The 26740-nt window shown below is 46.9% G+C and carries 18 protein-coding genes and 2 riboswitches; of the genes, 14 read left to right on the top strand and 4 right to left on the bottom strand.

From position 1 onward, the window contains the following. Window positions 1-3: 3 nt before the first annotated feature. From BK127_RS31860 to BK127_RS31850, 3 genes are read left to right on the top strand one after another with little or no spacing between them, the layout of a single operon-like run. A complete protein-coding gene (locus tag BK127_RS31860; protein WP_076236141.1) occupies window positions 4-3114 on the top strand; it encodes an efflux RND transporter permease subunit in 3111 nt (1036 codons plus the stop codon). 44 nt (window positions 3115-3158) lie between these two features. Further along, on the top strand, window positions 3159-4409 hold the full coding sequence (locus BK127_RS31855) for an efflux RND transporter periplasmic adaptor subunit (protein WP_076236140.1): 1251 nt from the start codon (window positions 3159-3161) through the stop codon (window positions 4407-4409). A 32-nt stretch (window positions 4410-4441) separates the two neighbouring features. Next, window positions 4442-6220 carry a hypothetical protein gene (locus BK127_RS31850; protein ID WP_076236139.1) on the top strand — a complete coding sequence of 593 codons (1779 nt, stop codon included), beginning with the start codon at window positions 4442-4444 and terminating at the stop codon, window positions 6218-6220. An 11-nt stretch (window positions 6221-6231) separates the two neighbouring features. On the opposite strand, the gene BK127_RS31845 is transcribed toward BK127_RS31850, so the two are convergent. Next, the gene (locus BK127_RS31845; RefSeq protein ID WP_076236138.1) at window positions 6232-6693 is read right to left on the bottom strand and encodes a hypothetical protein; all 462 of its coding nucleotides are present in this window, start codon (window positions 6691-6693) and stop codon (window positions 6232-6234) included. Between the two features lie 119 nt (window positions 6694-6812). Continuing rightward, window positions 6813-6982, bottom strand: a riboswitch (cyclic di-AMP (ydaO/yuaA leader). 507 nt (window positions 6983-7489) lie between these two features. Beyond that, a riboswitch (cyclic di-AMP (ydaO/yuaA leader) is annotated at window positions 7490-7688 on the top strand. 122 nt (window positions 7689-7810) lie between these two features. Here BK127_RS31845 and BK127_RS31835 point away from each other — a divergent pair. The 8 genes from BK127_RS31835 (at window position 7811) to BK127_RS31805 (ending at window position 17127) form a co-directional block, all read left to right on the top strand. Continuing rightward, the gene (locus BK127_RS31835; protein WP_076236136.1) at window positions 7811-8218 is read left to right on the top strand and encodes a hypothetical protein; all 408 of its coding nucleotides are present in this window, start codon (window positions 7811-7813) and stop codon (window positions 8216-8218) included. A gap of 154 nt (window positions 8219-8372) precedes the next feature. After that, complete coding sequence (locus BK127_RS45860) at window positions 8373-8450, top strand: potassium-transporting ATPase subunit F (RefSeq protein WP_083689755.1); 78 nt, start codon at window positions 8373-8375, stop codon at window positions 8448-8450. Window positions 8451-8647: 197 nt separating this feature from the next. Beyond that, entirely contained in the window at window positions 8648-10327 is a 1680-nt protein-coding gene (kdpA, locus tag BK127_RS31830) for a potassium-transporting ATPase subunit KdpA (RefSeq protein WP_076236135.1), read from the top strand. A 21-nt stretch (window positions 10328-10348) separates the two neighbouring features. After that, window positions 10349-12379: a potassium-transporting ATPase subunit KdpB gene (kdpB, locus tag BK127_RS31825; protein ID WP_076236134.1), complete on the top strand. Its 2031-nt coding sequence runs from the start codon at window positions 10349-10351 to the stop codon at window positions 12377-12379. Window positions 12380-12442: 63 nt separating this feature from the next. Beyond that, the gene (kdpC, locus tag BK127_RS31820; RefSeq protein ID WP_076236133.1) at window positions 12443-13048 is read left to right on the top strand and encodes a potassium-transporting ATPase subunit KdpC; all 606 of its coding nucleotides are present in this window, start codon (window positions 12443-12445) and stop codon (window positions 13046-13048) included. A 114-nt stretch (window positions 13049-13162) separates the two neighbouring features. After that, window positions 13163-15496, top strand: coding sequence for a histidine kinase (locus tag BK127_RS31815; protein WP_076236132.1), 2334 nt, complete (start codon window positions 13163-13165; stop codon window positions 15494-15496). 113 nt (window positions 15497-15609) lie between these two features. Continuing rightward, on the top strand, window positions 15610-16791 hold the full coding sequence (locus BK127_RS31810) for a MalY/PatB family protein (RefSeq protein ID WP_076236131.1): 1182 nt from the start codon (window positions 15610-15612) through the stop codon (window positions 16789-16791). Window positions 16792-16884: 93 nt separating this feature from the next. Next, a complete protein-coding gene (locus BK127_RS31805; protein WP_076236130.1) occupies window positions 16885-17127 on the top strand; it encodes a hypothetical protein in 243 nt (80 codons plus the stop codon). A gap of 34 nt (window positions 17128-17161) precedes the next feature. Here the strand turns inward: BK127_RS31805 and BK127_RS31800 are convergent, their stop codons facing one another. From BK127_RS31800 to BK127_RS31790, 3 genes are all read right to left on the bottom strand, one after another. Further along, entirely contained in the window at window positions 17162-17947 is a 786-nt protein-coding gene (locus BK127_RS31800) for a carbohydrate ABC transporter permease (RefSeq protein ID WP_076236129.1), read from the bottom strand. A 66-nt stretch (window positions 17948-18013) separates the two neighbouring features. Beyond that, complete coding sequence (locus BK127_RS31795; RefSeq protein ID WP_076236128.1) at window positions 18014-18958, bottom strand: carbohydrate ABC transporter permease; 945 nt, start codon at window positions 18956-18958, stop codon at window positions 18014-18016. Window positions 18959-18986: 28 nt separating this feature from the next. Then, window positions 18987-20357, bottom strand: coding sequence for an ABC transporter substrate-binding protein (locus BK127_RS31790; protein ID WP_076236127.1), 1371 nt, complete (start codon window positions 20355-20357; stop codon window positions 18987-18989). A gap of 259 nt (window positions 20358-20616) precedes the next feature. Between BK127_RS31790 and BK127_RS31785 the strand changes: the two genes are divergently transcribed. From BK127_RS31785 to BK127_RS31775, 3 genes are all read left to right on the top strand, one after another. After that, on the top strand, window positions 20617-22416 hold the full coding sequence (locus BK127_RS31785) for a sensor histidine kinase (protein ID WP_076236126.1): 1800 nt from the start codon (window positions 20617-20619) through the stop codon (window positions 22414-22416). Further along, window positions 22397-23995, top strand: a complete 1599-nt coding sequence (locus BK127_RS31780; protein WP_076236125.1) for a response regulator transcription factor — start codon at window positions 22397-22399, stop codon at window positions 23993-23995. The genes BK127_RS31785 and BK127_RS31780 overlap by 20 nt, the downstream gene beginning before the upstream one ends. Window positions 23996-24197: 202 nt before the next feature. Beyond that, window positions 24198-26627, top strand: a complete 2430-nt coding sequence (locus tag BK127_RS31775; RefSeq protein WP_076236124.1) for a sialidase family protein — start codon at window positions 24198-24200, stop codon at window positions 26625-26627. Window positions 26628-26740: the final 113 nt, after the last annotated feature.

The raw sequence follows: 26740 nt of genomic DNA, 5'->3' as shown, positions 1-26740 counted from the left end.
ATGATGAACAAATTTACTGATTTTTCTTTGAAAAATGCGGCAGCAATTATTATTATCAGCTTTATATTGCTCCTTGCAGGCACATTCTCCGCATCCACATTGAAACAGGAAAGTATGCCGGATATTTCCTTGCCGATCGTATTTATTAGCACGGTATATCCCGCTCCTCCTAAGGACGTTATGGATAATGTAACGAAGGTTATCGAGAAGCGGGTTGTGGGTGTGGAGGGTGTGAAAAAAGTTTCCTCCAGCTCGAATGATAACTTTTCGTCGATCACGGTTGAGCTAGTGAACGGCAGAAAGCCTGACGATGCGAAACGTGATATCGAAAGCTCGATCAAGGACATTGTGCTGCCAAAAGGAGCAAGTGAACCGAAGGTTTCCAAGTTTGGAAGCAGTGACTTCCCGGTATACTTTGCTGCGATTAATGGTAACGAGAATATGAACCATGACGAGCTGAACCGGATTTATAAGGATGTTATCGAGCCTACCTTAAGCGCCATGGATGGGATTGATCATGTAGATTCAATTGGACAGCAGGAAGCTACCTTGAAGCTGAAGCTGAATATTAGCGCGATCAACAATTACGGCATGACACCTGCGCTTGTTTCACAAAGTATACAAACTGCGCTCATGACGAGCCCGGCAGGTAAAGTCGATTTTAACGGAAGCTCCCAATCGGTTCGGATCGAAAGTGATTTGAACACGATATACAATTTGGAAAATATGAAAATTACGTCCCCCAAGGGCGACACGGTCATGCTTAAAAATATTTCCAAGGTTGAAGCCATTTCCGAATCCAAATATATTGCCCGGTTGGACAGCACTCCGGCTATCGGCCTCACGCTGTTCAAAGGAAAAGATGCCAATACGGTCAAATTTGCCGATGATGTTGACAAATTGTTCGCCGGCTGGAAAAAGGAATATCCGAATTTGCAATTTTCACCTGTTTACAATGCAGCTAATGATGTCAAAAAATCGATAAACGGGATGCTGAAGGAAGGGATTATGGGGGCGGTTCTGGCTTCCGTCATGATCTTATTGTTCCTGAGAAATGTGCGTATGACCTTGATCGTATTGGTGTCAATTCCTTTGTCGATCTTAACTACATTATGCGCAATGGCATCACTGGATATTACACTCAATATTATGACGCTCGGCGGTTTAACGATTGCCGTTGGCCGGGTTGTCGATGATTCGATTGTTGTTATTGAGAACATATACAGTGAGCTTCAGCGGGTCAGCGACCGGAATGAATCCGTTATTAAGCTGGCAACTGCACGGGTAGCTTCGGCGATCACCTCATCCACGATTACAACCGCAGGTGTATTTTTACCGATAACCTTTGTTGGCGGGGTATTGGGGGATATATTCAGGCCCTTTGCCATTACCTTGATTGTGGCGTTAATGTCCTCACTGATCATCGCATTGACAGTCATCCCGATGCTTGCCAAGTTGATGGTGCTCAAAAGTAATAAGATCAAGCATCACGATGAAGAGCAGGTCGGTAAACTGGGTGGCAGTTATAAGAAAATATTAAATTGGTCGCTCGATAATCCGAAGAAAACGGTTGTGGCGGCAGTACTGGCGCTTATCATTTCGATAGGAGGAACGGTTCCTTTTCTTCCGATGGCCTTTATGCCGGATAGCGAAACCAATAAGCAGGTTCAGTATACGTTGAAGCTGCCACAGGATACTTCCTTTGAATCGATGGATTTGAAGGTTAAAGAAATCGAAGCGATGCTTCGGGAATCCAAGGATTCTGCTGGACAACCGGCCTTTGACTATTTTGAATCGATGGTTGGTTATGATCAGCAGAACACGAGCGGAGAACGAACACCTTACAAAGCGAGTATTATTGCTTCGGTATCAGCGGCCTCCAATGCCAAGGAAATGGCTGAAACGTTTAAGAACAAAATGATAGAGATGACCCCTAAAGGATCGGAAATTGAAGGTGCTCTGTTAGCAGCAAGCATGGGCTCTGGAGATGATTTTGCCTACCTGCTGAAAGGCGAAGACCTGAATCAATTGATAGCCGGTGCCGAGTTGGTTAAAGAGAAGATGCGGGAATTCCCCGAGATGACAACAATTAAAGACAGCCTGAGTGAAAAGAAGACGCAGGTCGTTGTCAGTGTGGACCAAAATAAGGCGCGTGTGTACGGGTTATCCTCGGCACAGCTTACAGACACGGTACGATTGTGGCTTGCAGAGGCACCACTGGGCGATATCAAATTCGACGATGTAACCTTTGAAACCAAGGTCATGGTAGATGATGATTTCAAAAATTCTATGGAAAAGCTGGGGCGCATACAGCTGACAACCTCAACCGGTGCGGTAGTCGCTCTTAATGATGTAGCCAAAATCAAACAGGTAGAGGCACCGGCAGCGATCACTAGGGAAACGCAGGAGCAATATGTGAAAATCACCGCCAAAATCGAAAGTAAAGACAAAGGTGGCGTGAGCACCAAAGTTACAGAAGCTTTGAAAACAGTAGAACTCCCTGGAAGTGTTCGTACGCAGGCACAAGGGGTTAATGACGATATTCAGGAAAGCTTTGGTCAAATGGCGGTTGCCATGGGCGCTGCGATTTGTCTCGTTTATCTCGTCATGGTTATTGCTTTTGGGAACGCGAGTGCGCCGTTTGTTATTCTCTTTTCGGTACCACTGGCTGCGATCGGCGGACTTATCGCGCTGCTGATTTCAGGCGAGTCGATCAATATTACATCACTCATTGGATTTTTGATGTTGATCGGGGTTGTTGTTACCAATGCCATCGTACTGATCGACCGGGTACAGCAGCTTCGCGCTGATGGATTAACGGTTCGTGATGCTTTGGTTAGAGCGGGCTTAACAAGACTTCGTCCCATTATTATGACCGCGGGTGCTACAGTTATGACTTTGCTGCCATTGGCGCTGGGTGTTTCCGATGGATCACTGATTTCCAAAGGCTTGGCAGTTGTTGTTATCGGCGGTTTGATCACTTCGACCGTACTGACCTTGATTGTTGTACCCGTGATTTATGAACTTATCGATAAAATGAATGTCGGAATCTCGCAGTTTATGAACAGAAATGAAAACCGAGTCGCCAAAACCCCGACAGTAGAAGGCATGTAGGTACGAGTAGCTGACAGATATATATCGAAAAGGAGCAACATTCAATGAAACCATTTAGGGATAATCCAGTTCATACAGGTGTAAAAGCTATGGGATTAATGTTAGTTGGAGCGGTCATGCTTGCAGGCTGCTCCGAAACGCCAAAAGCCCAACCGGCACAGGCTACTGAAGTACAGCTCAAACAGGTTAAGGTAAGCAAAGTAGCGAAGCAAAAAATAAGTGAGCCTTTGGAGCAGGTGGCTGATATAGCCTCCTCCATTCAGCTCGATGTGTCAGTCAAGGTAGGCGGCGATGTCAAGGAAATATTGAAGAAGCGTGGAGATAACGTCGAAAAAGGTGAAGTGATTTTTAGACTTGATCCAACCGATGTGCTGATATCCAAAGAAAAAGCGACCGTGACGATATCCTCAACGAAAGAGCAGCTGGTGAAAGCGCGGGAGGATTTGGCTAACAGCAAGCAGGATTTGCAGAACGGTATCGTGAAGCTGGAAGCGGCAATTAAGGAAACCGATAAGAATTATAATAAAATGCGCAACGACTTTGATTTGGGGCTATCTACGAAATTCCAACTGGAGCAGGTAGAAACCCAGTTAAACAATCTTAAGCTTGATTTGCAGAGCAGCCAGCAGAAACAAAAAACGCTGGAAACGACTAATTCCTTATCACAGTTGGAACAGGGCTTACTAATATCGGATGTGTCAATTCGAGAGGCCGATCGGACCTTGGAGCATATGGAAGTGAGAGCAAGCGTTAGCGGAGTGCTGACGGATTTGCCGATTGAAGTTGGCATGACGCTTCCAGCGGGCTTCCGTGCTGCACAAATTCAGCAACTGGACCCAATCAAGATCAAAGCTGAGCTTACCGAAGAGGCGGCGGCGCTAGTTCGCGGGAAGCAAGAGCTATCCTTTTACATATCCGGTTCAGCTGAAAAATATAAGGCCAAAGTGAGCTATCTGGCTGATGTTGTCAGCACCCAATCCAAAGCCTACTCGTTGGAACTTGAATTGCCCAATCAGGATCGCAAGTTCAAGCCGGGAATGAAGGCTCAGGTTCTGCTGACAGAGGATCAGGATCAAATCGTAGTCACCGTGCCAACCTTAAGTATTGTTCGTGAAAGTGGAGAGAGCTTCGTATTTGTTATGGCGGGAGATACCGTGGAGAAGCGTAAGGTCACGCTGGGTCGTTTAAGTGATACGTATCAAGAGGTCATAAGCGGTGTCAAGGAAGGTGAACCGTTGGTAACCTCGGGGCAGAATCAACTGAAGGATAAAGAAAAAGTACAGCTAGCTCAATAAACCATGTTTGTCACAGGAGGAGAACGAAACGAATGAATAGAAGGTTAACCGTCATCGTAGCATCAGCCGTGTTATCGGCATCGATCACTGGCTTCATGAGCCCTGCTTTTGCAGAGGTAGCCGTAACCACGAGCTTGGGAACGAATAGTTCTGTACCCATCAGCGAACAAACAGCTTCAAGGCTCAGTCCTGCACAAACCGTTCAACCCATTGCTGCCGTATATCCATTGACGGATGTATTGAATGTACAGATCAAAAGTGTTTTGACAGAGGAAATTCTCGGAGGTACCCGGATCGGTATTGTGATCAAAATGGAAAATACAAGCACCTCGATCACCAAGGTTCCCGATTATGAGGTTCGTGCACGCACCAGCAAAGGAATAACCTATACGCTGCAGCCAAGCACAGCGAATCCAAGAGTCATACAGCCCCAGACCACAACCGATATTAGCTACATGGTCGTACTGGATCGTGCTGAGAAAATAACCATTAGTGAAGTCAATTGGACGGATGTAGATTACTATGTATATCCCAAGAAAGAAACACTCATGGCCTCAGTCCCGATTACGATCCAGCCTTGGCATGGTGTAGATACGTCTATGACCGATTCTGCTGCAATCCGCAAGTGGTCTGACGCTTTCCGGATTCCTGCATTGGATTCCCCAATCGAATACACACCCGTAGATATCCATAAGGAATCTACCAAGACGGGTAATGTATATGTCGTTCAATTACTGGCTTATAACCCGTCGAGTCAACGGGAAACCGTACCCGATTTTGCCATAGATGGGAAAAACGATAAAAAGGTGTTCATAGGGAGCCGGTTAGAGAAAGATACGATTCAATTGGATGCCAAAGAAGAAAAGTATATGCATTACGTAATTCCAACCGATCAGGATACAGAGCTGCTAAGCTTGAATCTGTTGACTGCTGAAAGCTTTACATCAGGAGCTTCCAACGTGGTTAGTTATCAAGTGGGCAGACTGAATATATTGCTCCCAGGCGATACTGCTCCACAAAATTATGAAGCTTATGCATTAGGCACCTCCATGAAATTCGATATGCGAAGTGAACTTATCCATCCGGATTTGCAGGTTTCATTGGTTGAGCTTCATATGAACGATAACCAGGATGAAGGCAGCAAGCAAGTAACAGCTAAATTCCGTTTGTATAACCAAAGTGCCCGACCGCTCGCTATCCCCATGTTTCAAACGGAATTGATCGGCAGCGGAGGTTACCAATACAGTGGCAGACGGCAAGTGCTGGCGGCAACGTCTGTACTGCCGAACACAGGAACGACCATCAATTACACGTATGTGGTACCAGCGACCGAGACTGGAACGGGGCTTGCCTTAAAGCTTCAGGATACAACGGCACAAGCGCCGTACAAAACAACGATTGCCGCTTACAGTGTGAATTTACAAGCACCGGACAAAGAAGACAAATTTAGTCTGTATCCGTTTAATGTAGCGATCGAACGTTGGGACATTTCCTTCTTGTTCAATTCAGCGACCCATCAATATACGTATAAAGGCAAGTTTTTCTTCGATATTGAACGCATCAAAGAGACCCAGGTAGATGAAAGCTTCCCGCAGCTTCAATTTGAACTGCATGATTCATTGGGAAGGCTCGTGGGCACCTCTGTGAAATCGTTGATTGGGCAGGAACGCCTGGTTACAGGAGAGAACAATATTGCCTTTACCGGAAATTCTGAACAATTCGACACGCCGCTGACTTTAAAAGTATACGAAATATTCAAAACGGAAAATGGAGATGCCAAACGTCTATTGACTGAATTAAGCAGACCTTAATCTGATCCTATTCAAAAGGAAAAATAAGATCGTGACTGTTCGATTAGCCTGGAACGTTCCAGAATGATGCCATTGGCATCAGATAGCTGCTTGGTATTCTGATTATGGATTTGAGTGACAAGGTCATGTAAAGCGGCTTTGACCAACTCACATCGCTCTGTACCCCATGCTTGCTGTTTGGTATTTACAAAAGCAAATGCATCGGTAATGGTAAGTCCCTTTAATTTGATTAAAACCGAAGCCCATTGGATCAGGTCGAATTTATTGCCGCAGCAGGGGAGATTCCATTCTGCCCAACCATTCCATCCGCGGCTGGATATTTTCAATAATCCGCAGGAGCCATCGGAAGTGATTTGCGGGATTCGGCCTTTCAATAGAAGACAATCAAATTGGTAAATCTCCATGGAACCGATTTTGTAGGGTACCAAGGAAAATTCAGTGGGTACGGTCAATGGGTCGGCGAGCTTTAGCATGATACTTGCACTCCTCTACATTTTTTGAATTTGGACAAACCAAAGGAAGCCCGAGAGCAGAGAAACTCTACTCTCGGGCTTCCTTTGCATCAATAAATAAGGTCAGGGAGACACGAGTGTGCTTCTCTCTCAAATCGCTTACGAGGTTAGCTGTCGGATTCGGGCTTGAGAGTGCCCTACCCCCGGGCATCGAAGATGCCAAGAGGATTCACCCCTATAAGGTATCTATCCTAGATAGCTTAAACTGGGTCCCCCGTTTCCCTATATGGGAATTAAGCGTTGATAATGGATGATATGGAGTTGTTGAGTTAATGAAATGTATCATACGCTCGCCGTTAAATAATGTAAAACCTCAATCCGCATCATAATTAAGCCTTTTTTGCTTAAAAGCTCGATGAAAGCGGAATCAATCCTGATTTCCCTTTATTATCTATATCTATGCTAGCTCATGCTGGGTATTTGGATTTTTCTTCGTAAAACGGAGATATCGAGAGATGGATGCAGATATCGAGAGCATGAAAAGGATTTGGATACCATGCAAGTCAATTATAGCCTTGTATGCCATGCGGTATTTATTTACAGTGTTAAGCGGCTGGCGTATGATACATCTCATGATTCCAAACAAAGTTTTCCAAGTAACGGCTGAACATCTTCAGCCCTATGAACCGGTTCATAGGGGTTCGAGAGCGTCGTTTTTATGAGAGAGGATGATGAAGCTTGTGATCGTGTTCAACGACCATGAGGTATATATGAAATGTAGATTTGTAAGGGATTGTCTGTAATTGAAAATGAAACATGCACTTTATCGCTGAGTCCTTGAATTTAAAAGGAACGGGGGAACCAAAGAAGCGCGTGATACCTGATTCGATCATTTCGTAGTCAGATACACGAGCTTCATGGGGTGAATCCTCTGGGCATCTTCGATGCCCGGGGGTAGGGCTACTCTCTAGCCCGAATCCGACAGCTAACCTCGTAAGCGTATAGGGAGAGGCAACAATTGTCGTGCGTAAGACACGGTTTGTATAACTGTGTTTTCAGAAGCCACGAGAAGAGTTCCGCTCTTTTCGTAGGCTTCTTTTTGTTGTCTCCTTTTTGACATCATAGGAGGAAGATTGAAATGGAACAACAGGAAGTCATTTTGGTTTCGGCACCCAATAAAACGGGAGAAGGCTTCATCCTTCAATTGCTGAAGCAAGGCTTGCGTTTTGCAGCTATTGCCAACAACCAGGGAGAAAAGCAAAGACTGGTCAATATTGGTGTAAAAAATATTGTAATGGTAGATACTACAGAACAAATCAACTGGACTCTTCCAGAGTTTACTATCGGGAAGGTGTTTATTTTTGAGCGAAGCCTGAATCTGTGCTGCCGTTATATTCAAATGTGCCGCAGATGGACCTCCAAGCCTATTTATGTCATCACCCATACGAGTAATCCTCGTCTGGTCTACAAAGGACTCGGCGCTGCCTATGTGATTCATACGACAAGCGAGGATGTTTCCTTTTTAATTCAAACACATGTGAAGTAAGGGCAAGCTTCTATTTGGAAGCTAAGATAAACATAGGAGGGGTAACCATGTTGGATCTATATATGGTACTGATGCTAGCCATTGCTTACGCGCTGTTCAGTGGATTTTTGATGTGGTGCGGGCGTGTTATTGAAGACTCAGGAGGCGAGCGTTTATGATCGTTGTCATTATTTTTACAATATTTATTTTTCTTTATCTGGCCTACGCCTTGGTTAATCCAGAAAAATTTTAATAAATGAGTAGTCCGGTGAATTATTAGCGGAATGGGCGGAATCGTTCTGGAGAAGCCGAAGCGATCGGAAGAATGATTTGACCGTGCAGCGGACTTTTTCACCAATCTTTACGAAGTCAGTTTTGCTAAAGCAAAACTCAGCACATGCTTACGAAGAAAGTTTTGCTAAAGCAAAACTCTGAGGAGGAAACAAACAAATGGGCATTTTGCAAATTGCCGTCGTTATTGTCATTTTGGTGCTGTTGGTTAAACCTGTAGGCACCTATCTCTATAACGTATTCTCTAATGAAGCGAATCGGACTGACAAGTGGTTCGGGTTCATCGAAAGACCGATTTTTGCAATGATTGGTTTAAAGGAACGAAAAGGTATGACCTGGAAAACCTACGCGCTCAGTTTTATTGTTACGAATATCGTCCTCGTGGCTATAAGCTATTTGATTTTGAGGCTACAAAAATATTTGCCGCTTAATCCGAACGGGATTGACAACATGGAAGAAACGCTGACCTTCAATACGGTCATCAGCTTTATGACCAACACGAATCTGCAGCATTACAGCGGGGAGTCGGGCTTGTCGTATTTTTCGCAGATGGCTGTCATTATTATGATGATGTTCACCTCGGCAGCAACCGGGTTTTCCGTCGCCATTGCCTTTGTCAGAGGAATTACGAGTAAAGGGGAAACGATAGGCAATTTTTTCGAGGATTTTGTAAAAGCGCATATTCGTGTATTTTTCCCGTTTGCTTTTGTAGTGACTCTTCTGCTTGTGGCTCTTCAGGTTCCGCTGACTTTGCAGCCTACAATAACCGCTACGACGCTGGAGGGGGCCGAGCAGCAAATTGCTATCGGGCCGGTGGCGGCACTGGAATCGATCAAGCATATCGGTACGAATGGCGGCGGATTTTTTGGAGTGAACTCGGCTCATCCATTTGAGAATCCGAATCCGTTGACCAATGTGATTGAAATTTTATCGATGTGGGTTTTATCTGCTGCGCTTCCTTACACGTACGGCTTGTTTGCCAAAAACCGCAAGCAGGGTTGGGTTATTTTTTCCTCGATGATGATCTTATTTATTATGTTTCTGTCCCTTATTTATGCTGCGGAGTCGAGCGGTAATCCCGTCATGAACAGATTGGGCATCGATGCAGCACAGGGCAGTATGGAAGGCAAAGAGGTCCGCTTTGGTATCCCGCAATCGGCACTGTTCGCTACCGTAACGACAGCGGCGACAACTGGCAGTGTCAATACGATGCACGACACACTGACACCGCTTGGCGGCATCACGCCAATGGCTCTCATGATGCTGAACTGCGTATTTGGCGGTAAGGGCGTTGGGCTCGTTAATATGCTGATGTATGCGATATTGGCGGTATTCCTGGCGGGGTTAATGGTCGGTCGGACACCGGAGTTTCTCGGTCGAAAAATAGAAGCACGCGAAATCAAGCTGATTGCTATTGCGATTCTGGCGCATCCACTCATTATTTTGGCGTCAACCGCAGTTGCGCTGGCTACTGATTTAGGAAAAGCGGGAATAACGAATCCGGGCTTTCATGGCATTTCACAAGTTCTGTATGAATTTACATCCTCCGCGGCTAACAATGGTTCGGGGTTCGAAGGATTGGGCGATAATACGCCATTCTGGAATATATCTACGGGAGTTGTGATGCTGTTCGGCCGCTATATTTCGATGGTAGCGATGCTGGCGGTAGCGGGGGCGATGCTGCGCAAACAGTGGGTTCCCGAAACTATCGGAACTTTTCGCACAGATAACCGTTTGTTCGTCGGTATTCTAATAGGAACGGTTTTAATTATAGGCGCTCTGACGTTCTTGCCTGGTATTGTATTGGGCCCGATAGCCGAGCATTTGACGATTCGTTAATGGAAGGAGTGGACATGATTCATGCAAACCAATAGAAAAAAAAGCTTATCTGGTGACATCCTTCGCAATGCCGTCAAAGACAGCTTTGTGAAGTTGAATCCGATGACTATGATGAAAAATCCGGTCATGTTTGTTGTTGAGGTTGGCACCTTGATCGTGCTGCTGATGACGATTTTTCCAGGATATTTTGGTACGGGTCAAAGTATGGGGTTTAACGTAACTGTATTTGCGATTCTGCTCTTCACTCTGCTGTTTGCAAATTTTGCAGAAGCACTTGCTGAAGGCCGCGGGAAAGCACAGGCCGATTCACTGAAACAATCCAAAAAAGAGATCAGCGCCAATAAAGTGGTGAACGGAGGATTGAAGCTGGTTCCGTCCACCGAGCTGCGTAAAGGAGATATCGTCGTTGTTTCTCAAGGAGAAATGATACCGGGGGATGGAGAAGTGATTGAAGGACTGGCTTCTGTAGACGAATCCGCCATTACAGGAGAATCCGCTCCAGTGATTAAGGAAGCAGGAGGCGACTTCAATTCGGTAACAGGTGGTACCCGTGTTGTCAGCGACAAGATCAAAGTGAGAATTACGAATGATCCCGGGGAATCGTTTATCGACCGGATGATTGCTTTGGTTGAAGGTGCCAAGCGGCAAAAAACACCGAATGAAATTGCGCTGAACACGCTGCTCACCAGTTTGACGTTGATTTTCCTTATTGTTGTCGTCACCTTGGCTCCGATTGCCAAATATCTGGACATTCAATTGGATATCCCGGTATTGATTTCTTTGCTGGTATGTCTGATCCCTACGACAATTGGCGGTTTACTATCAGCTATCGGGATTGCAGGGATGGACCGCGTGACCCAGTTTAATGTTCTTGCCATGTCAGGTAAAGCGGTCGAAGCCGCTGGGGATATTAATACGATGATTTTGGATAAAACAGGGACGATTACATTCGGTAACCGGATGGCCAGCGAGTTTACTCCTGTAGACTCCGAGAACATAGCGGTTTTGGGTGAATGGGCTGCGATCAGCTCGCTCAAGGATGAAACACCTGAAGGGCGTTCGGTGCTGGAATTAATGAAAAAGCAAGGAATGGCCTATGACAGCTCAATTGCCGAGGACGGGGTATTTATCGAGTTTAAAGCGGAAACCCGGATGAGCGGAATCGATTTGTCAGATGGACGTAAGGTACGTAAGGGAGCTGTGGATTCGGTAAGAAAATGGGTGGAATCTCAAGGAGGAGCCGTTCCGAGTGATCTGGAGCTCAAAGGCAATGCGATTGCATCAGAGGGCGGTACACCGCTCGCTGTAGCGCTAGATAACCATATCCTCGGGCTCATATATTTGAAGGACACCGTGAAGCCGGGGATGAAGGAGCGGTTTGAGCAGCTTCGCAGGATGGGCATCAAAACGATCATGTGTACGGGTGATAATCCGCTGACTGCAGCTACCATTGCCCGTGAGGCTGGTGTGGATGAGTTTATAGCCGAGAGCAAGCCCGAGGATAAAATTGCCGTTATCCGTAAAGAGCAAGCGGAAGGAAAGCTGGTTGCAATGACTGGAGACGGTACGAATGATGCACCGGCACTTGCACAAGCGGATGTAGGGCTTGCGATGAACAGCGGTACGACAGCGGCCAAAGAAGCAGCCAACATGGTTGATCTGGATTCGGACCCATCCAAAATTATCGAGGTAGTGGCAATTGGCAAGCAGCTGCTGATGACGCGTGGTGCTTTGACAACCTTTAGTATCGCTAACGATGTGGCCAAATATTTCGCTATCATTCCGGCCATGTTTACGCTCGCGATTCCACAGATGGAGGCACTCAATGTTATGAGGCTCGGCTCCCCATTGTCAGCGATTTTGTCCGCTTTGGTCTTCAATGCAATTATTATTCCGCTCTTGATCCCGCTTGCTATGCGAGGGGTTGGCTATAAACCGATGAGCTCAAATAAGCTCCTGCAGCGCAATCTGTTTATTTATGGATTTGGCGGGATCGTAGTGCCGTTCTTAGGCATCAAGCTTATTGATCTGATGGTGCATTTATGGATTTAGAAGTACGGTGAATCTTGATCTCGCAACGGTATCAACATCTATCAGAAAAGAGGGTATAAAAGAATGGATAAATCGGAACATGCTGCGTCAAACACAGCAAGCTTTTCTTTGGGAATCGTGATTCGGGTTAGTCTAGTATTTCTTGTATGTTGTGGAATCATTTATCCTCTGGTATGCACCGGGGTCGCACAGGTGCTGATGCCTGCAAATGCGAATGGCAGTATGATTTACAACAGCAAGGGACAGATCGTGGGCTCGGAATTGATCGGACAAAAGTTTGCTGATCCCAAATACTTTCAAGGCAGAGTATCAAGTATTGATTACAAGGCAGAGGCTTCAGGGTCCAATAACTATGCGGCATCCAATCCTGACATGCTGAAGCGGACGCAGGAATCGATTGAGGACTGGAAGACCAACAATCCTGCTGTTCCGGTGAGTCAATTGCCGATTGACCTGATTACCAACTCAGGCTCGGGACTTGATCCGCATATCAGTCCGCAATCGGCTCTCGTTCAGGTTCCAAGAATCAGCAAGCTGAACGGAATTCCCGAAGCCAAGCTGCAGCAGCTTGTAGAGCAAACAACCGAAGGAAGGGACTTGGGATTGTTCGGTGAACCCCGGGTCAATGTGTTAAAATTAAACTTGGCATTGAGCGCCTTGCTGAAGTAGCTCTTTATAGAAGGAAAAGTTCTGGTAAAGCTCTGGCTTTATCGGACTTTTCCTTTTCCTCATCCTATGAGTGGACACATATAAACGATCGAATCAATGTGCATGGAGGCGTTCATGGAAAATTTTAAACGCAAAACACCAGAGGAGATTCTGTTATCGATTTCCAAGCTGCATAGAGGTCGATTAAAGGTATATATTGGTGCGGTCAGCGGTTCGGGGAAAACGTATCATATGCTGCGCGAAGGTCAGCATTTGAAAAATCAGGGTATCGACGTGGTAATATGTGCCGTGTCCACCATGCAGCGTCCCGAAACGGTCGAGCAGATCGGAGACTTGGAACGGGTTCCAAGCATACATTGGATGAAAGAAAATGTTGAAAAAAAAGACTTGAATCTGGATGCACTTATTAAACGTAATCCCGAAGTTGTATTGGTAGATGGTTTGGCTCATCGCAATCGCAAGGATGCCCAATACGCCACACGTATGGAAGATATTCGATTCTTAATCAACCACGGGATTAGCGTGATCTCAACAGTCAACGTATACGAGCTGGAAGGGGTTACGGAATTAGCCAGGAAATTAACGGGAGTGGAAGCCCAGGAAACCGTACCTGCAGATACACTGGAAATTGCCGATGAAGTTGTACTGATCGATGCCACGCCGGAAACCTTGTTAAATCGGGCAGCAGAGGGCCACCTGCATTTTGGCAAAGGATCTGCTTTATTCAAGAGGGGCAATCTGGCTGTGCTGCGGGAATTGTCTTTACGCTTAATGGCTGAGGGTGTTAATGATTCCCTTGATAAGCATAGAGATGAGTTAGGTTTGATCGGTCCCTCCGGTGCAACAGAGCGTATTCTCGTATCAGCGCAGTATCACTGGAATGGATCGATCTACGTACGAAGAGGCCAGCAAATTGCCAAACGTCTGAATGGCGACTTGCGAGTGGTTACTTTTGTCAATCCTCAAAAAGAGCTGTCCAAGGTGGAAGCAACCTTCAAGCGGTCCATCGTCAAATTGGTTAAAAAGGTAGGCGGGGAATTCGACGAGCTTCCGCTATGTGCCCGCCGTTCCCTGCCCAAGGTTCTTGTTAAGTACGCTCTGGATCATAACATAACCCGAATTGTTCTCGGTCATTCCAAGCAATCACGCTGGGTGGAGTTCTGGCAAGGCTCTATTGTCCACGACATGCTGAAGCAAACGAGAAATATCGACATCTTCATGGTCGCAGACCGCGCGGAGCATGAAGGGGAGCGAATCCTGCCTGCCAGGCTATCGAAACCTAAGGAAGAGGAAGAGTGGTTCCGCCGCTTGAGTTCTCAGGAGGTTGAACGCAAAATTATGCAGATCAAACGCGGAACATTTAAAGTGTATATAGGCGCTGCGCCAGGCGTGGGCAAAACGTACACCATGCTGCGTGATGGCAACGATCTCGATAAAAAAGGAATTCAGGTGCTGATTGGTCTGCTGGAAACACACGGTCGCAAGGAAACGGCAGCACAGATCGGCACACTGGAGCTGATTCCACGTAAAGTTATGGATTACCGGGGAACTCGTCTGGAGGAAATGGATGCAGAGGAAGTGATCCGGCGTAATCCGGATGTGGTTCTTGTCGATGAATTGGCACATACGAATGTACCGGGAAGTAAAAATAAGAAAAGGTACGAGGATGTGCTTGATATTTTGGCGGCAGGGATCTCCGTCATTTCAACCGTCAACGTGCAGCATCTGGAAAGCCTGAATGATGCTATAGAGCAAATTACGGGAGTCCGTGTCAGGGAGACGGTTCCGGATCATATTCTGAGACTTGCTGACGAGGTACAACTGATCGATGTGGCGCCGCAATCGCTGCAGCAGCGGATGAGAGAAGGCAAAATCTATGCGATGGATAAGGTGGATCAAGCCATTAACAATTTTTTTAAAACCGTTAACCTGATTGCCTTGAGGGAGCTTGCCTTGCGAGAGATCGCGGATGATGTGGATGAACGTCTGGAATCCTGGGAGAGAAGCAATTCTCTTCGTGGTCCTTGGCGCAGACAGGAGGTTATTTATGTGTGTATTGATGCCACCCCACAGGCAGAGCGCTTGATACGTCGAGGCTTTCGAATTGCCCATAGATTGAAAGCGGCTTGGTATGTCACCTATGTGCAAATCTCGTCCACAGATGAATTACTGGAGCGGGTTGAGGCGCTAAGGAAGCTGACAAACCGCTTGGGTGGAACCTTTGAAACGCTGAAGGCTGAACATCGTAAGCAAATACCCGAGGCTTTGGTAAGCAAGGCAAATGTCTACAAAACCACGCAGATCATTATGGGACAGTCCAGGCTATCGATCTGGAAGGAGCTGTGGCAAGGCTCGATAGTGAAAAATCTGCTTCGCCGCGCAAGGCATATGGATGTGCTGGTAGTCGCGGATTGCGAGATCGATACCAGAATTCCTAACAAAGCATAGAAGCTGCAGTCCATAGGTAAAGCTTCGTTTATCGGGATGTTCAAGAAATGTTGTTATACAGGGCTCGTCACTAATGGTATAATTTTAAAAAATCGATAATGAGGTGACCTTGTTTGGCTTACAATTTTGATCAATTAAACGATAGACGGAATACTCGCTCATATAAATGGGATCAAGGCGGCAAGCTGTTCGGGGAACCGGATATTCTCCCGCTATGGGTAGCTGATATGGACTTTTTGGCTCCTCCTGCCATTCAGGAGGTATTGAAGCAGCGTGCCGAGCTGGGCATTTATGGATATGCAATCCGCACGGACAGTTACTTGGAATCGATTGTAAATTGGTTTAAACGCCGTCACAACTGGGATATTGAGACCAACTGGATAACGGATTCACCAAGTATCGTGACCTCGCTAAGTCTGGCAGTGGAATTGTTCAGCGAGCCAGGTGGACAGGTAGTCATCCAATCCCCTGTGTATTACCCTTTCTACGATGTGATTCAAAGCAATGGACGTGTTGTTGCCAAAAACTCGCTGCTTCTACAAAATGGGCGCTTCGAGATGGATTATGAGCATTTGGAGTCATTGTTCAAGGGAGGCGCCAAATTGCTGCTGCTGTGCAGCCCTCACAATCCAGGAGGACGTGTGTGGGAGCGTGAAGAGCTGCTCAAGCTGGGAGAGCTCTGCCTGCAGTATGGGGTAATCGTCGTATCCGATGAGATTCATTGTGACTTGACCTTCCCGGGACACCCTCACATACCGTTCGCTTCGTTGTCTCCTGAGCTGGCCGACATCACGATTACGTGCCTGGCTGCTACCAAAACGTTTAATTTGCCAGGACTGCACACATCCTTTATCGTGACCTCTAACACCAGCCTCAAACGGACAATCGATCAGCGTCTCAAAACACTCAGCCTGCATATGGCGCAGCATTTTGCACAGGATGCCGTTGAGGTTGCCTATAATGAAGGCGAAGCTTGGCTCGATGAAATGATGGTCTATGTCAAAGGAAACCTGGATTACACACTTGGCTTTTTGGCTGAGCATTTACCGGAAGTAAAGCCGCTATATCCGGAGGGTACCTACCTATTGTGGATGGATTGCCGGGAGCTTGGACTAGACATAAAAGGGCTTAAGGACTTGATGTTCCGTCAGGCCAAAGTGGCATTTAGCGAAGGTTCGGTATTTGGGACCGAAGGAGAAGGCTGGCTGCGTATCAATCTGGCTTGCCCAAGATCGATTGTGGAGCAGGCGCTTAGGCAGTTCTGCGATGCTGCAAACAGCAGTAAGCGCGGATAAGCAAGTTGAAGCAGAGTTCAACAAGAGGAATGACACAAATAATCGTAGAGCAGCCACAAGCGGGCTGCTCTTTTTAAAAGGTGGTCACAAATTATGGTCGAGTGCCCTCACTGCTCTCAACAAACGGAGTTTAAGCGACTTTGCTCTCATTGTGGTGGAATCGTCATTCACACAACAGAAGAAAAATTTAATCTGATGGCTGATGCGGTCCAGAAGGTGCTTCATGTAGAGGCCGATAAAAGGAAAAACAACAGGTCGGTAAGGAAGCTCATATATATTGTGATCATCTTGGCTGTATTAACGTTGATTATGGGCTATGTGGCGTTACGGATGTAAAGGTATCAACTAGGTATCTGCAAGATATCGTCGGTTATCCCTTAACACTTCCGGCTGTCATGCCTTCAATCAGGAATCTCTGGATCAAAGCAAAGATCAGGATGATCGGCAATATCACGATGACGCCGCTTGCCATCAGTCCGCCCCAATTCGTGGAGCCCATGCTTTCCATCAGCTCAGCGATCCCGACCTGAACCGTCTTGGCTGAAATCGAGTTGGTCAAAATCAACGCGTACTGGTAATCGTTCCAGCCAAGAATGAACGCATACAGGCTGATGGCTACAAGTCCTGGCAGCGCCAGAGGAATGATCACGGTGAATAGTGTTTTCAGCTTTCCGGCCCCGTCCATGTAGGCAGCTTCCTCCAGCTCGATAGGGATCGTTTTGAAAAAGCCGCTCATGATCCAAACCCCGACCGGGATCGTCAATGTACCATAGATAAGCACCAGAATCGATTTCGTGTTTAATAGAGAAAAGGCGGAAGCCATCTTGTACCATGGAATCATGATAAGCGGCCCCTGGATCATTTGCGCCAGTACGATTAGAATAACGACGAGTCCGATACCGGGGACCTTATACCTCGCCAGTCCATAACCGCTGATGCAAGCAATAAAGCCGGTAATGAAAGCAGTAATTGCACAAACAATAATGGAATTCATAAGGAGTCGGGTTAGCTGCAGACCCTTATCGTGCAGCGCCCACAGGTAATGCTGCCACGTAGGCTCTTGTATCCACCATGTAGGGACAGTGGCGAACATTTCGGTATCTTTTTTGAACGTCGTATCGATCAGCCAGAAAAAGGGCAGCAGAGTAAAAGCCATCAATAGCAGCAGCCAGATGTATTTGGATATGTGGTGTACAGCGGATTCTTTCAGGTTCAGCCCCTCCTAGTCCATATTTCGGCCGAACAGCCGAGAATAAAGCATAACAATGATGATGACGAGCAGCATGGACAAGGATGCAATGGCTGAGCCTTTACCCAAATCAAAATATACAAAAGAGTTCGTATACAGGTAGGTCGGCAGTATGCTGGTGGCATAGCCTGGTCCACCGCCGGTCAGCGCCCAAATCATCTCGAATTTCGTCCACGAGGACACAAGGCTGACCAGTCCGGTGACATACATGATCGGCTTGAGCAGTGGCAGTGTAATGCGGGTGAATCGCTGCCAGGCTGTAGCTCCATCCACATGGGCAGCCTCCAGCATTTCCTTGGAAATTCCTGTAAGTCCTGAAATAAGCATCAGTGCGATGTATGGGAATCCCTTCCAAGCAGAGGTGAGCAGAAGAGCGGGCCAAACCAGTGTATCGTGGCCGAGCCAGATGACATCGTCCTGGATCAGATGCAGACTTTTTAAATAGTAATTGAATAACCCGTAATGACCGTCATATATCCATTTCCATACGATGCCGATAATGACCACAGGGGATACCCAGGGTACCATCATCAGCCCCCTCCATAAACCGCGCCCACGGATTTTGGAGAATAGAATCAAAGCAGCCGGGATGGCAATCAGAAATTGCAGTGCCGTAGAGCCGATAACCCATACGAGACTGTTAATGAAAATTCGCCAAAAGGCTTTGTCATTGGTCAGTAATTCCTTGTAATTTCCGAAGCCTGCAAATGTCATCGGTTTGCCCGAAATCAGCGAGTAATCGTAGAAGCTCAGTCGGATCGTTTCAAACAACGGATAAAATTGAAAAGCGATCAGGTACAGTACGACAGGCGCTAGCAATACATAACCGAAGCCATAAGCGTGAACAAAAGATTTCCATCGGCCCCTACGGAAAATTTCCTGTGGAGCCGCTTCTCTAAATTCCAGTATTTTCGACATTTCTCTTCACATCCATTCCGTCCAAGCTCTATTTAAATTTATCCTTGATTTTGTCAATGCCTTCCTTGATCCCTTTATAGGCTTCCTCTGTTGTGCTTTTACCGGTCAGCATCTTGACGATCTGCTCCTGAAAGACGGTTTCCATCTCGCTTTGGCCGGGGATTTTATCCATCGGTACGCCGGACGTTGCCAGTAATTCGTTAAAATCCTTAAGCAGCACTTTGTGGCCCTCGATTGCTTTCGGGTAAGCCTTTTCTGCTTTTTTGACGATTTCGTCGAGGTTTGTGCTTTTTAAAGCGGTTACGTTAACGACAGCAGCCTGCGTACTGTTATATTCCTGTGAGGACCACTCCTCCATCAGCTTCCAGGCCACATCTTTATTTTTGCTGCCCTTGAACATCGCGACACCTACGTTGGATACCGGAGCTTTGGCTTTCGTGCCGGAAGGACCCTTCGGATAAGCGATTGCCCGTGAAACCTTGACAATATCAGGATTGATGCTGTACACATTTGCCGTAAAATACGTTCCCGCTGCGATCATCCCGACCTCACCATTACTGAAGGCGCGGAACATTTCCGGATAACCCCAGGTGATATGTGATTTGGGCTGGTAAGCTTCGAGATTTTTGAAATGCTCCAGCGTCTCCAGATACTTTTTCTTGCTCGCCTCGGTCGTATCGTTAAGCACCAGATCGTTGCTGTAAGCGGCCGTGAACGGAACACGGAATGCAAAACGGGGCACACCGAGCGGGTAGCCAAAGCCGTATTTGCCATCCTTGGTCATCTGCTTGGCTGCTTTTTCCACATCTGCCCACGTTTTCAGCTCATCGAGCTTCATGCCAGCCTCATTCAGCATCTTCTCATTGACAACCAACGTGAAGGAGTTCGCGAGATTCGGTACCGCATACAGCTTGCCATCCTGCTGGGCATATTCCATCGTCCCCGGAAGGAAATCCTCCTTCTTCAGCTGCACGCCTTGCTTTTGAAAGTAAGGTGTGAGATCCTCCAATCCGCCAAGCTGCACGAGGTTCGTTACATCCTGGGTTTGTGTAATATCGGGACTATCCCCGGAGCTGATCATGACAGCCAGCTTTTTCTCCATATCCGTCCAGGACAAGTACATGTACTCGATATTGACGTTCGGGTATTTCTCTTTCATTTTTGTCTTGAATTGCTCGGCAAGCTCTTTTTCCGCCTCTGAAGTACCTGGGAACACAAAGCGAATATCCGCTTTTACCGTTTTCCAATCGATTTCACTCGCCTGCGGTTTTGCTGTTTTATCGGTTGCTGCAGCAGGAGCCTTACTGTCCCCGCACCCCGTAAGTGCTAGCGTAAGCGCCATTGCGGCTGCACCTGTCCGGATCGATCCTCGGTTCCATTTGTTCAAATTCTGATTCATGGTTAACCCTCCCTGTGGTCATTCTCAATTTCTACACTGTCTATCTTATCTGCCTGAACGATCTGCAACAATGTGACAAAATAAAGGTTTGGTGGACTTTATAAAGGGAAAATCCACAATCGACGAATAATCCTTGAACACTAAAAGCACCTTCTGTTAGATTGAATGGAGAGAAACATCCGCCTGCTCAGCAGTAGGCTGCCATTTGGCATACACTCTTACCGTTTATAGTAAGTCGGCTTCGGGGAGGCATCCGGTTATGTTCATTTTCAAACGTCTGCAGGTCAAGCTGTTCGTGTATTTCTTGCTGCTCGTTTTGATCCCTTTAATTACATTGGGATACTTTTCCTATACAATGGCGACTCGTTTTCTGGAGGAGGAGTCCGTCCGTAATCAGTCACAAACGATGAAGCTGATTGGCAACAATATTAAGCTGATGCTGGATGATGCGGGGGATATCACTTCCTACATTACGAATAACGAAAGCCTGCAGCATGTCCTCGGCGACAAAGCGTCCCAATCACTGACAGCAAAGGAAGGAGCCAGCTTTGATTATCTGGAAAACATCAAAATCGCCAAAAAATATGTGACCTTCCTCGTGATTTATGGTGAGAACGGCTTCCTGTACCGGGACTTCAGCGAATATTTTCGCCAGGTTATTCCTTATACCGAGGTGATGGATCAGCCCTTGTATGTCGCTACCGCGGCCAGAGATGGGCGTGCCTACTGGACCTTTTCCGGTACTTCGCTTTTTACCTTTGGGCACAGCTACAATGAAATTATGGTAGGCCGCAAAATTGTCGATTCCTATGACCATGATAAAAGCTTGGGGATGCTTTTCATGGGTGTTAATCGTGATTCTATTGGAGAGATCATTAAAGATATCGAAATCGTCAATTCCGCAAACATTTTTATTTTTGACAATAATTATAACCTGGTTACAAGCAAGCATGAGGATGCAGCTCTGAAAAAAAGGCTGACTGAAGACCTGAAGCTCAAGGAAAAGGTATTTCAAAAGGACCACTCCGAAAGCTACACGATCGGGGGCAAGGATTATTTTGTTTCCAGCACCATCATCGAGCCGTATGAATGGAATATTGTCAGCTTTATACCGCTAGAGGTGATTCACAAGCAGCATGGCATCCTATTGAAGGTGACCCTACTGTTATCACTAACCTTGTTGGTCGTCGTTGGGCTGATATCGGTCGTATTGTCCAAGAGTATCACGTCTCCTATCAAAATACTGTTGAAATCGATGAATAATTTTAAAAGAGGCGACTTCAAGCAAAAGGTTGCTGTCACCTCGCAGGATGAGATTGGCATGCTGAGCCACAAATATAACGAGATGGTGATGGAAACGAATGAATTGATTCAAAAGGTGTATGTAAGTCAGACGCATCAAAAGATCATCGAGCTGAAAACCTTGCAAACCCAGATTGAGCCTCATTTTTTATATAACACCCTTGATTTTATTTTTCTTAATTCCAAAATCAATGGCGATGAGCAGACCGCAAGAGTCGTGCATTCACTTAGCGAGCTGTTCCGGCTGTCATTGAACAAGGGGCATGATTACTATACGTTGGATCAGGAAATTAACCAGATCAAAGCCTATATCAGCATCCAGCATGCGCGATTTCCAAAACGGTTTACACCTAAATATGACATAGATCCTGAGGCAGGCTCATATTTGACGATGAAATTGCTGCTGCAGCCAATTGTGGAAAATGCGATTCTACACGCCTTCAACGAACGGAAAAACGAGCCGGGTGTGCTCATCATTTCAGGTCGGATTGTGGACCACCAGATTGTGATGGTTATCGAGGACAACGGCTGCGGTCTGAGTCCTGACAAGAAGGAGCATCTGCTAAACGGTTCCGCCTCAGGCAAGCAGGGCTTTGGAATTCGGAATGTGAACGAACGGCTGCGGATGATGTTTGGTCCAGAGCATGAGCTTATGATTGACAGCAAACCGCTCGTCGGAACTAAAGTGACACTGCGTCTTCCGATGATCGAGAGCGAGGAGCAATGGAGGTTATTGTATGAAAATCATGGTCATTGATGACGAAGAAATTGTGCCCCGGGCGCTTAGAGCGCTCATTAATTGGGAGGAGCATGGATTTGTCTGGCTTCCAGCAGCGGAGAATGGCAAAGAAGGCTTGGAATTTATACATAAGAACGAACCTGATTTGATACTGGTGGACTGTCAGATGCCGGGAATGGATGGTTTGCAGCTGCTGGAGGAAGTGGGTAGAAGAAACCTGCCGATCAAAGCCGTCATATTGAGCGGGCACGATGAATTTGCTTATGCACAAAAGGCGATTAAGCTCGGTGCGTCCGACTATTTATTGAAGCCGCCGGATATTGACCAACTGTTAAAGGTTTTACTGCAAATTAAACGTGAGTGGGAAGAGGAAAAGAAGCTCAAAAACCAGCTAAAGGAAAATTTGCCGCTCATCGTATACCGGTTTATGCTATCGCTTCTGGAGGGAGCCAAAATTAACGCAGAATCTTTTGCGGAAAAATCGGCCTTTTTACAGATCGGGCTGAAGGAGGGGGCTTATGTATTGGCCGTGCTGGAGGTGGAGGAGGACCCCGATCATCCCAAGCCCTACAGCTATGAGGATCAGCAGCTGATGAATTTTGCTATTATCAATATTGCTGAAGAAACGTTAGCCTGCTGGAAGCACAAATTTATTTTTCATGAAGCTCATCAACGATTTGTTATTGTGATTAATGGCTCCACGAGCGATAAAGAACAGCTGCGAACAGACCTGCTTTTATTAGTCGGCAACCTGCGAAGGACGCTTCACTATTATGCTACCGTAGGCGTTTCCAGAATCGGTACCAGCTTCAACATTGATGCCAAGGCCAGCTTTGAATCGGCCAGCACGGCATTGGAGTATAAGTATTATACAGGCCCTAATGAAGTTATTTGGCTCGATGATCTGGAGTGGGAGCATGCTGATGTTGTGGAGAAGTCGATTGCATTTTACCCGATAGATGAGGACTTGCGTCTGGCTTTTAAGGTTGGCAACCCTGCGCAGCTGAGGAACTGGACGACTTCCTTTGTCACCCATCTGAAGGAACGCGATTATCCGGTTCAAGTGACCAAATCAATGACCCTGCAAAATATGAGCTCGGCGGCTCACGTGCTGGTGGAAATGCATCCGAGACTGACGGCAGACGAATTACTGACCACCGATCAAATCTCGCGGTTTATTGAAGTAGCCTCTCTGGAGCAGCTGGAGGATGAAATCTGGCTGTATTTGGAGCGCTTGTTCACCATCACTGTGGACCTGAGAAAAGCGGGGAAAAATGCGGTTGTAGAGAAAACGAAGCATTTTATAAGGGATAATTATCATTTAAGCATTACGCTGGAATCGATCGCAAAGGAAGTATACCTGTCACCCGTGTACTTAAGTTTTTTGTTTAAACAGGTCGAGGGAGTGAATATGTCGGATTATATTATGGAGGTACGGCTGGACCAGGCCAAACAGCTGCTGAAAGGCTCCAATTTAAAAACCTATGAGATTGCCATGAAGACCGGATATACCGATGAGAAATATTTTAGCCGTCTGTTCAAAAAGCGTCTGGGCCTTACGCCAAGTGAATTTAGAAAGCAATCGGCAGCTCCTTGAGCAAGTCCACCAAATCTTGAGATCGTCTCATGTTGCTGCCATTGCTCTCATGTTAATATAGAGTTGAAATTACGGGAGATGCCAGTGGCATCTCTCTTTCAGGCTCATGGAAAGGAGGATATATACCTAAAACTGTGAGAAGGAGGGATAGAAGACGATATTTTGTAAGCGCTTTATTATCGATTAAAAAGGAGATTATATCATGAATATTCGCGGGAAAATTCAAGACCCATATCTGCTGCGCCTCCTCATACTCACGCTTCTTGCTGGAGGCTTGCTGCTTGGCTTTGCCTCCGTCAGCACTGCTGCCAGCTTTACCATTGAAGAGAAAACGATCTATACGAACAACGGGCAAAATAATTTCTGGTGGACGCATCTGCGCTGCACATCGATACCGAATGGAGTATCACCTGATATTCTTTGTACGGTATCCAAGGACCCGAATGAAAGTCCGAATCTAAGTGATGTGTTCTACGATATTGCCTACACCAAGAGCAGCGATCTGGGGGAAACGTGGAGTTCGTTCACAACCATTCCACAGTACCAATGGAAAGTGCTTCCTGACGGCTATTCCGGTATGCTGATTGATCCGGTTCCTGTCTATCATGCACAGTCCGGTAAGGTCATTGTCTTCGGTATGGCCCAATCATACGATGTCGCTCATGGTTATGCCAAGAAGCACAATTATCCGGCTTATGCTATCTATGATCCGGCGTCTTCGACGTGGAGCAGCGACTGGTATTTATTCAGTTGGCCTCGGGTATACGGGCATGCTGGCAGCGTTTATCCCTATATGACAGAGGATGGTTCCATATTGTGGCCGCTGAATTCGCTGGATGGGCTTGGGACGCTGCAGGTAGTCAAGGCTTCGTTTGACGGAAGCACGCTTCAATATGTGAGTCAAAGCGGAACGGTGGCCAATGTCGGAAGCAATGGCAATCGATCCGGTATCGAGCCTTCACTTACCCGGTTCAACAATGAATACTTTATGACCATCCGTGATGATACCCAGAACCGGCTGGCGAAAAGCAGCGATGGTTTGACCTGGCAGTCTGCCGTTACACTGAAATGGGATGACGGAACGACAGTGACGGGAAGCAATAATACCCAGATGCATTGGCTCACACAGCAGGGTGCTCTGTATCTGGTGTATACGCGGCAGGACGCATCCAATACGGATATTGTTCGTTTTCGTGCTCCCTTATGGATGGCCGAGGTTGATCCAATCACGCTTCGCCTTAAGAAAAGCACAGAACGCATTGCGATGGGAATCACGAGCAATCGAGCACAGCTCGGTAATTTTGGAACCACTGCAGTTACTCCGAAGCTAAGCCTGGTTACAAGCAATGAATGGAACACAGTCGTTCCGAATCGTGCGATAATTTCATTCATTCGCTGGGATCGTTCCTTACTGGGCAGCTGGCCGCTGGACGAGACCTCCGGGTCGATTGCTGGAGATGCCACAGGAAATGGGAACAACGGCACGATAGTTAATGCCGTATATAACACCAATGGCAAATTCGGAGGATCGCTCACCTTTGCTTGCAACGGTGATTATGTGAATCTGGGTGACCCTTCGAGCGGAGCCTTCGATTTTGGAACCACACAAAATTTCAGTGTATCCGCATGGGTGAAAACCAACAGCAGCGGTGGGATCAAATATATGGTGAACAAGGGTGATACGAACGCTTCCTACTGGCTCAGGTTCGAGGCTAACAATACGATTAAGTTTCTGCTCGATTATGGCAGCACTTATGATGCCGCACAGTCGACGGCAACCTATACGGATGGGAAATGGCATCATGTTATCGGTACGGCGGATCGAATTGCCGGGCTTAAGCTTTATGTGGACGGGGTACTGGTTGGACAGGACAGCAGCCTGACTGGAGGTAATATTTCCAATGCGCTGCCGTTGACCATCGGTGCGAATTCGACGAACACCATGAACGGCCAGATTGATGAAGTGAAGCTGTTCGGATATGCGTTGACGAGTAAGGAGGTACAGACCGTATATGGTTTGACAGCCCATTGGAAGCTGGATGAAGCTTCTGGTGCTGCTGCCCTTGATGCGACAGGAAATGGAAATGACGGGACCATCGTCAATGCGGTCCGCACCGCCAACGGTAAGTTCGGGGGCGCACTAAGCTTTGCCGGCAGTGGCGACTATGTCATGGTGAATGATCCGGCCGATGGTAATCTCGACTTTGGGGCGACCCAGGATTTTTCTGTTTCCGCTTGGGTCAAGACAAGCGCAGCGGGCACGACAAAGTATATCGTCAACAAGGGTGATACGAATCACGGCTACTGGTTAAGGTTCGAGGCAAATAACACGCTGCGATTTTTACTTGACTATGGCAGCACCGCTGATGTCGCGCAGACTACAGCAACCTATACGGATGGACAATGGCATCACGTCGTGGGTGTTGCCAGCCGCAGCACTGGGCTTAAGCTGTATGTCGATGGTGTATTGGCTGGAACGAACAACAGTCTGACGGGCGGAGACATCTCAAGCTCGCTTCCATTAACACTCGGGCATGCTGCAGCCAATACGATGAACGGCTTACTTGACGATGTGCGTATTTACAACTACGCGTTAAGTGCTGCCGATATTCAGACTTTATATACTCCTTAGTCCCTTATGATTACAGAAGCCGCCTCCGGTTAGCCGTGGGGCTTCTTTAATGCATGAAAAAAGAACCCGACTCCTTTTATGTGAAGGAGAAAGGTTCTGCCAAAGCAATATGA

Source organism: Paenibacillus sp. FSL H7-0331 (assembly GCF_001956045.1).
This window is presented reverse-complemented; position numbering and strand designations above follow the sequence as displayed.

Excerpts from the sequence above, each read along its gene's own strand:
- BK127_RS31860 (WP_076236141.1), top strand. The coding sequence starts at position 4 with ATGAACAAATTTACTGATTTTTCTTTGAAAAATGCGGCAGCAATTATT.
- BK127_RS31855 (WP_076236140.1), top strand. The coding sequence starts at position 3,159 with ATGAAACCATTTAGGGATAATCCAGTTCATACAGGTGTAAAAGCTATG.
- BK127_RS31850 (WP_076236139.1), top strand. The coding sequence starts at position 4,442 with ATGAATAGAAGGTTAACCGTCATCGTAGCATCAGCCGTGTTATCGGCA.
- BK127_RS31845 (WP_076236138.1), bottom strand. The coding sequence starts at position 6,693 with ATGCTAAAGCTCGCCGACCCATTGACCGTACCCACTGAATTTTCCTTG.
- BK127_RS31835 (WP_076236136.1), top strand. The coding sequence starts at position 7,811 with ATGGAACAACAGGAAGTCATTTTGGTTTCGGCACCCAATAAAACGGGA.
- BK127_RS45860 (WP_083689755.1), top strand. The coding sequence starts at position 8,373 with ATGATCGTTGTCATTATTTTTACAATATTTATTTTTCTTTATCTGGCC.
- kdpA (WP_076236135.1), top strand. The coding sequence starts at position 8,648 with ATGGGCATTTTGCAAATTGCCGTCGTTATTGTCATTTTGGTGCTGTTG.
- kdpB (WP_076236134.1), top strand. The coding sequence starts at position 10,349 with ATGCAAACCAATAGAAAAAAAAGCTTATCTGGTGACATCCTTCGCAAT.
- kdpC (WP_076236133.1), top strand. The coding sequence starts at position 12,443 with ATGGATAAATCGGAACATGCTGCGTCAAACACAGCAAGCTTTTCTTTG.
- BK127_RS31815 (WP_076236132.1), top strand. The coding sequence starts at position 13,163 with ATGGAAAATTTTAAACGCAAAACACCAGAGGAGATTCTGTTATCGATT.
- BK127_RS31805 (WP_076236130.1), top strand. The coding sequence starts at position 16,885 with ATGGTCGAGTGCCCTCACTGCTCTCAACAAACGGAGTTTAAGCGACTT.
- BK127_RS31800 (WP_076236129.1), bottom strand. The coding sequence starts at position 17,947 with ATGGCTTTTACTCTGCTGCCCTTTTTCTGGCTGATCGATACGACGTTC.
- BK127_RS31795 (WP_076236128.1), bottom strand. The coding sequence starts at position 18,958 with ATGTCGAAAATACTGGAATTTAGAGAAGCGGCTCCACAGGAAATTTTC.
- BK127_RS31790 (WP_076236127.1), bottom strand. The coding sequence starts at position 20,357 with ATGAATCAGAATTTGAACAAATGGAACCGAGGATCGATCCGGACAGGT.
- BK127_RS31785 (WP_076236126.1), top strand. The coding sequence starts at position 20,617 with ATGTTCATTTTCAAACGTCTGCAGGTCAAGCTGTTCGTGTATTTCTTG.
- BK127_RS31780 (WP_076236125.1), top strand. The coding sequence starts at position 22,397 with ATGAAAATCATGGTCATTGATGACGAAGAAATTGTGCCCCGGGCGCTT.
- BK127_RS31775 (WP_076236124.1), top strand. The coding sequence starts at position 24,198 with ATGAATATTCGCGGGAAAATTCAAGACCCATATCTGCTGCGCCTCCTC.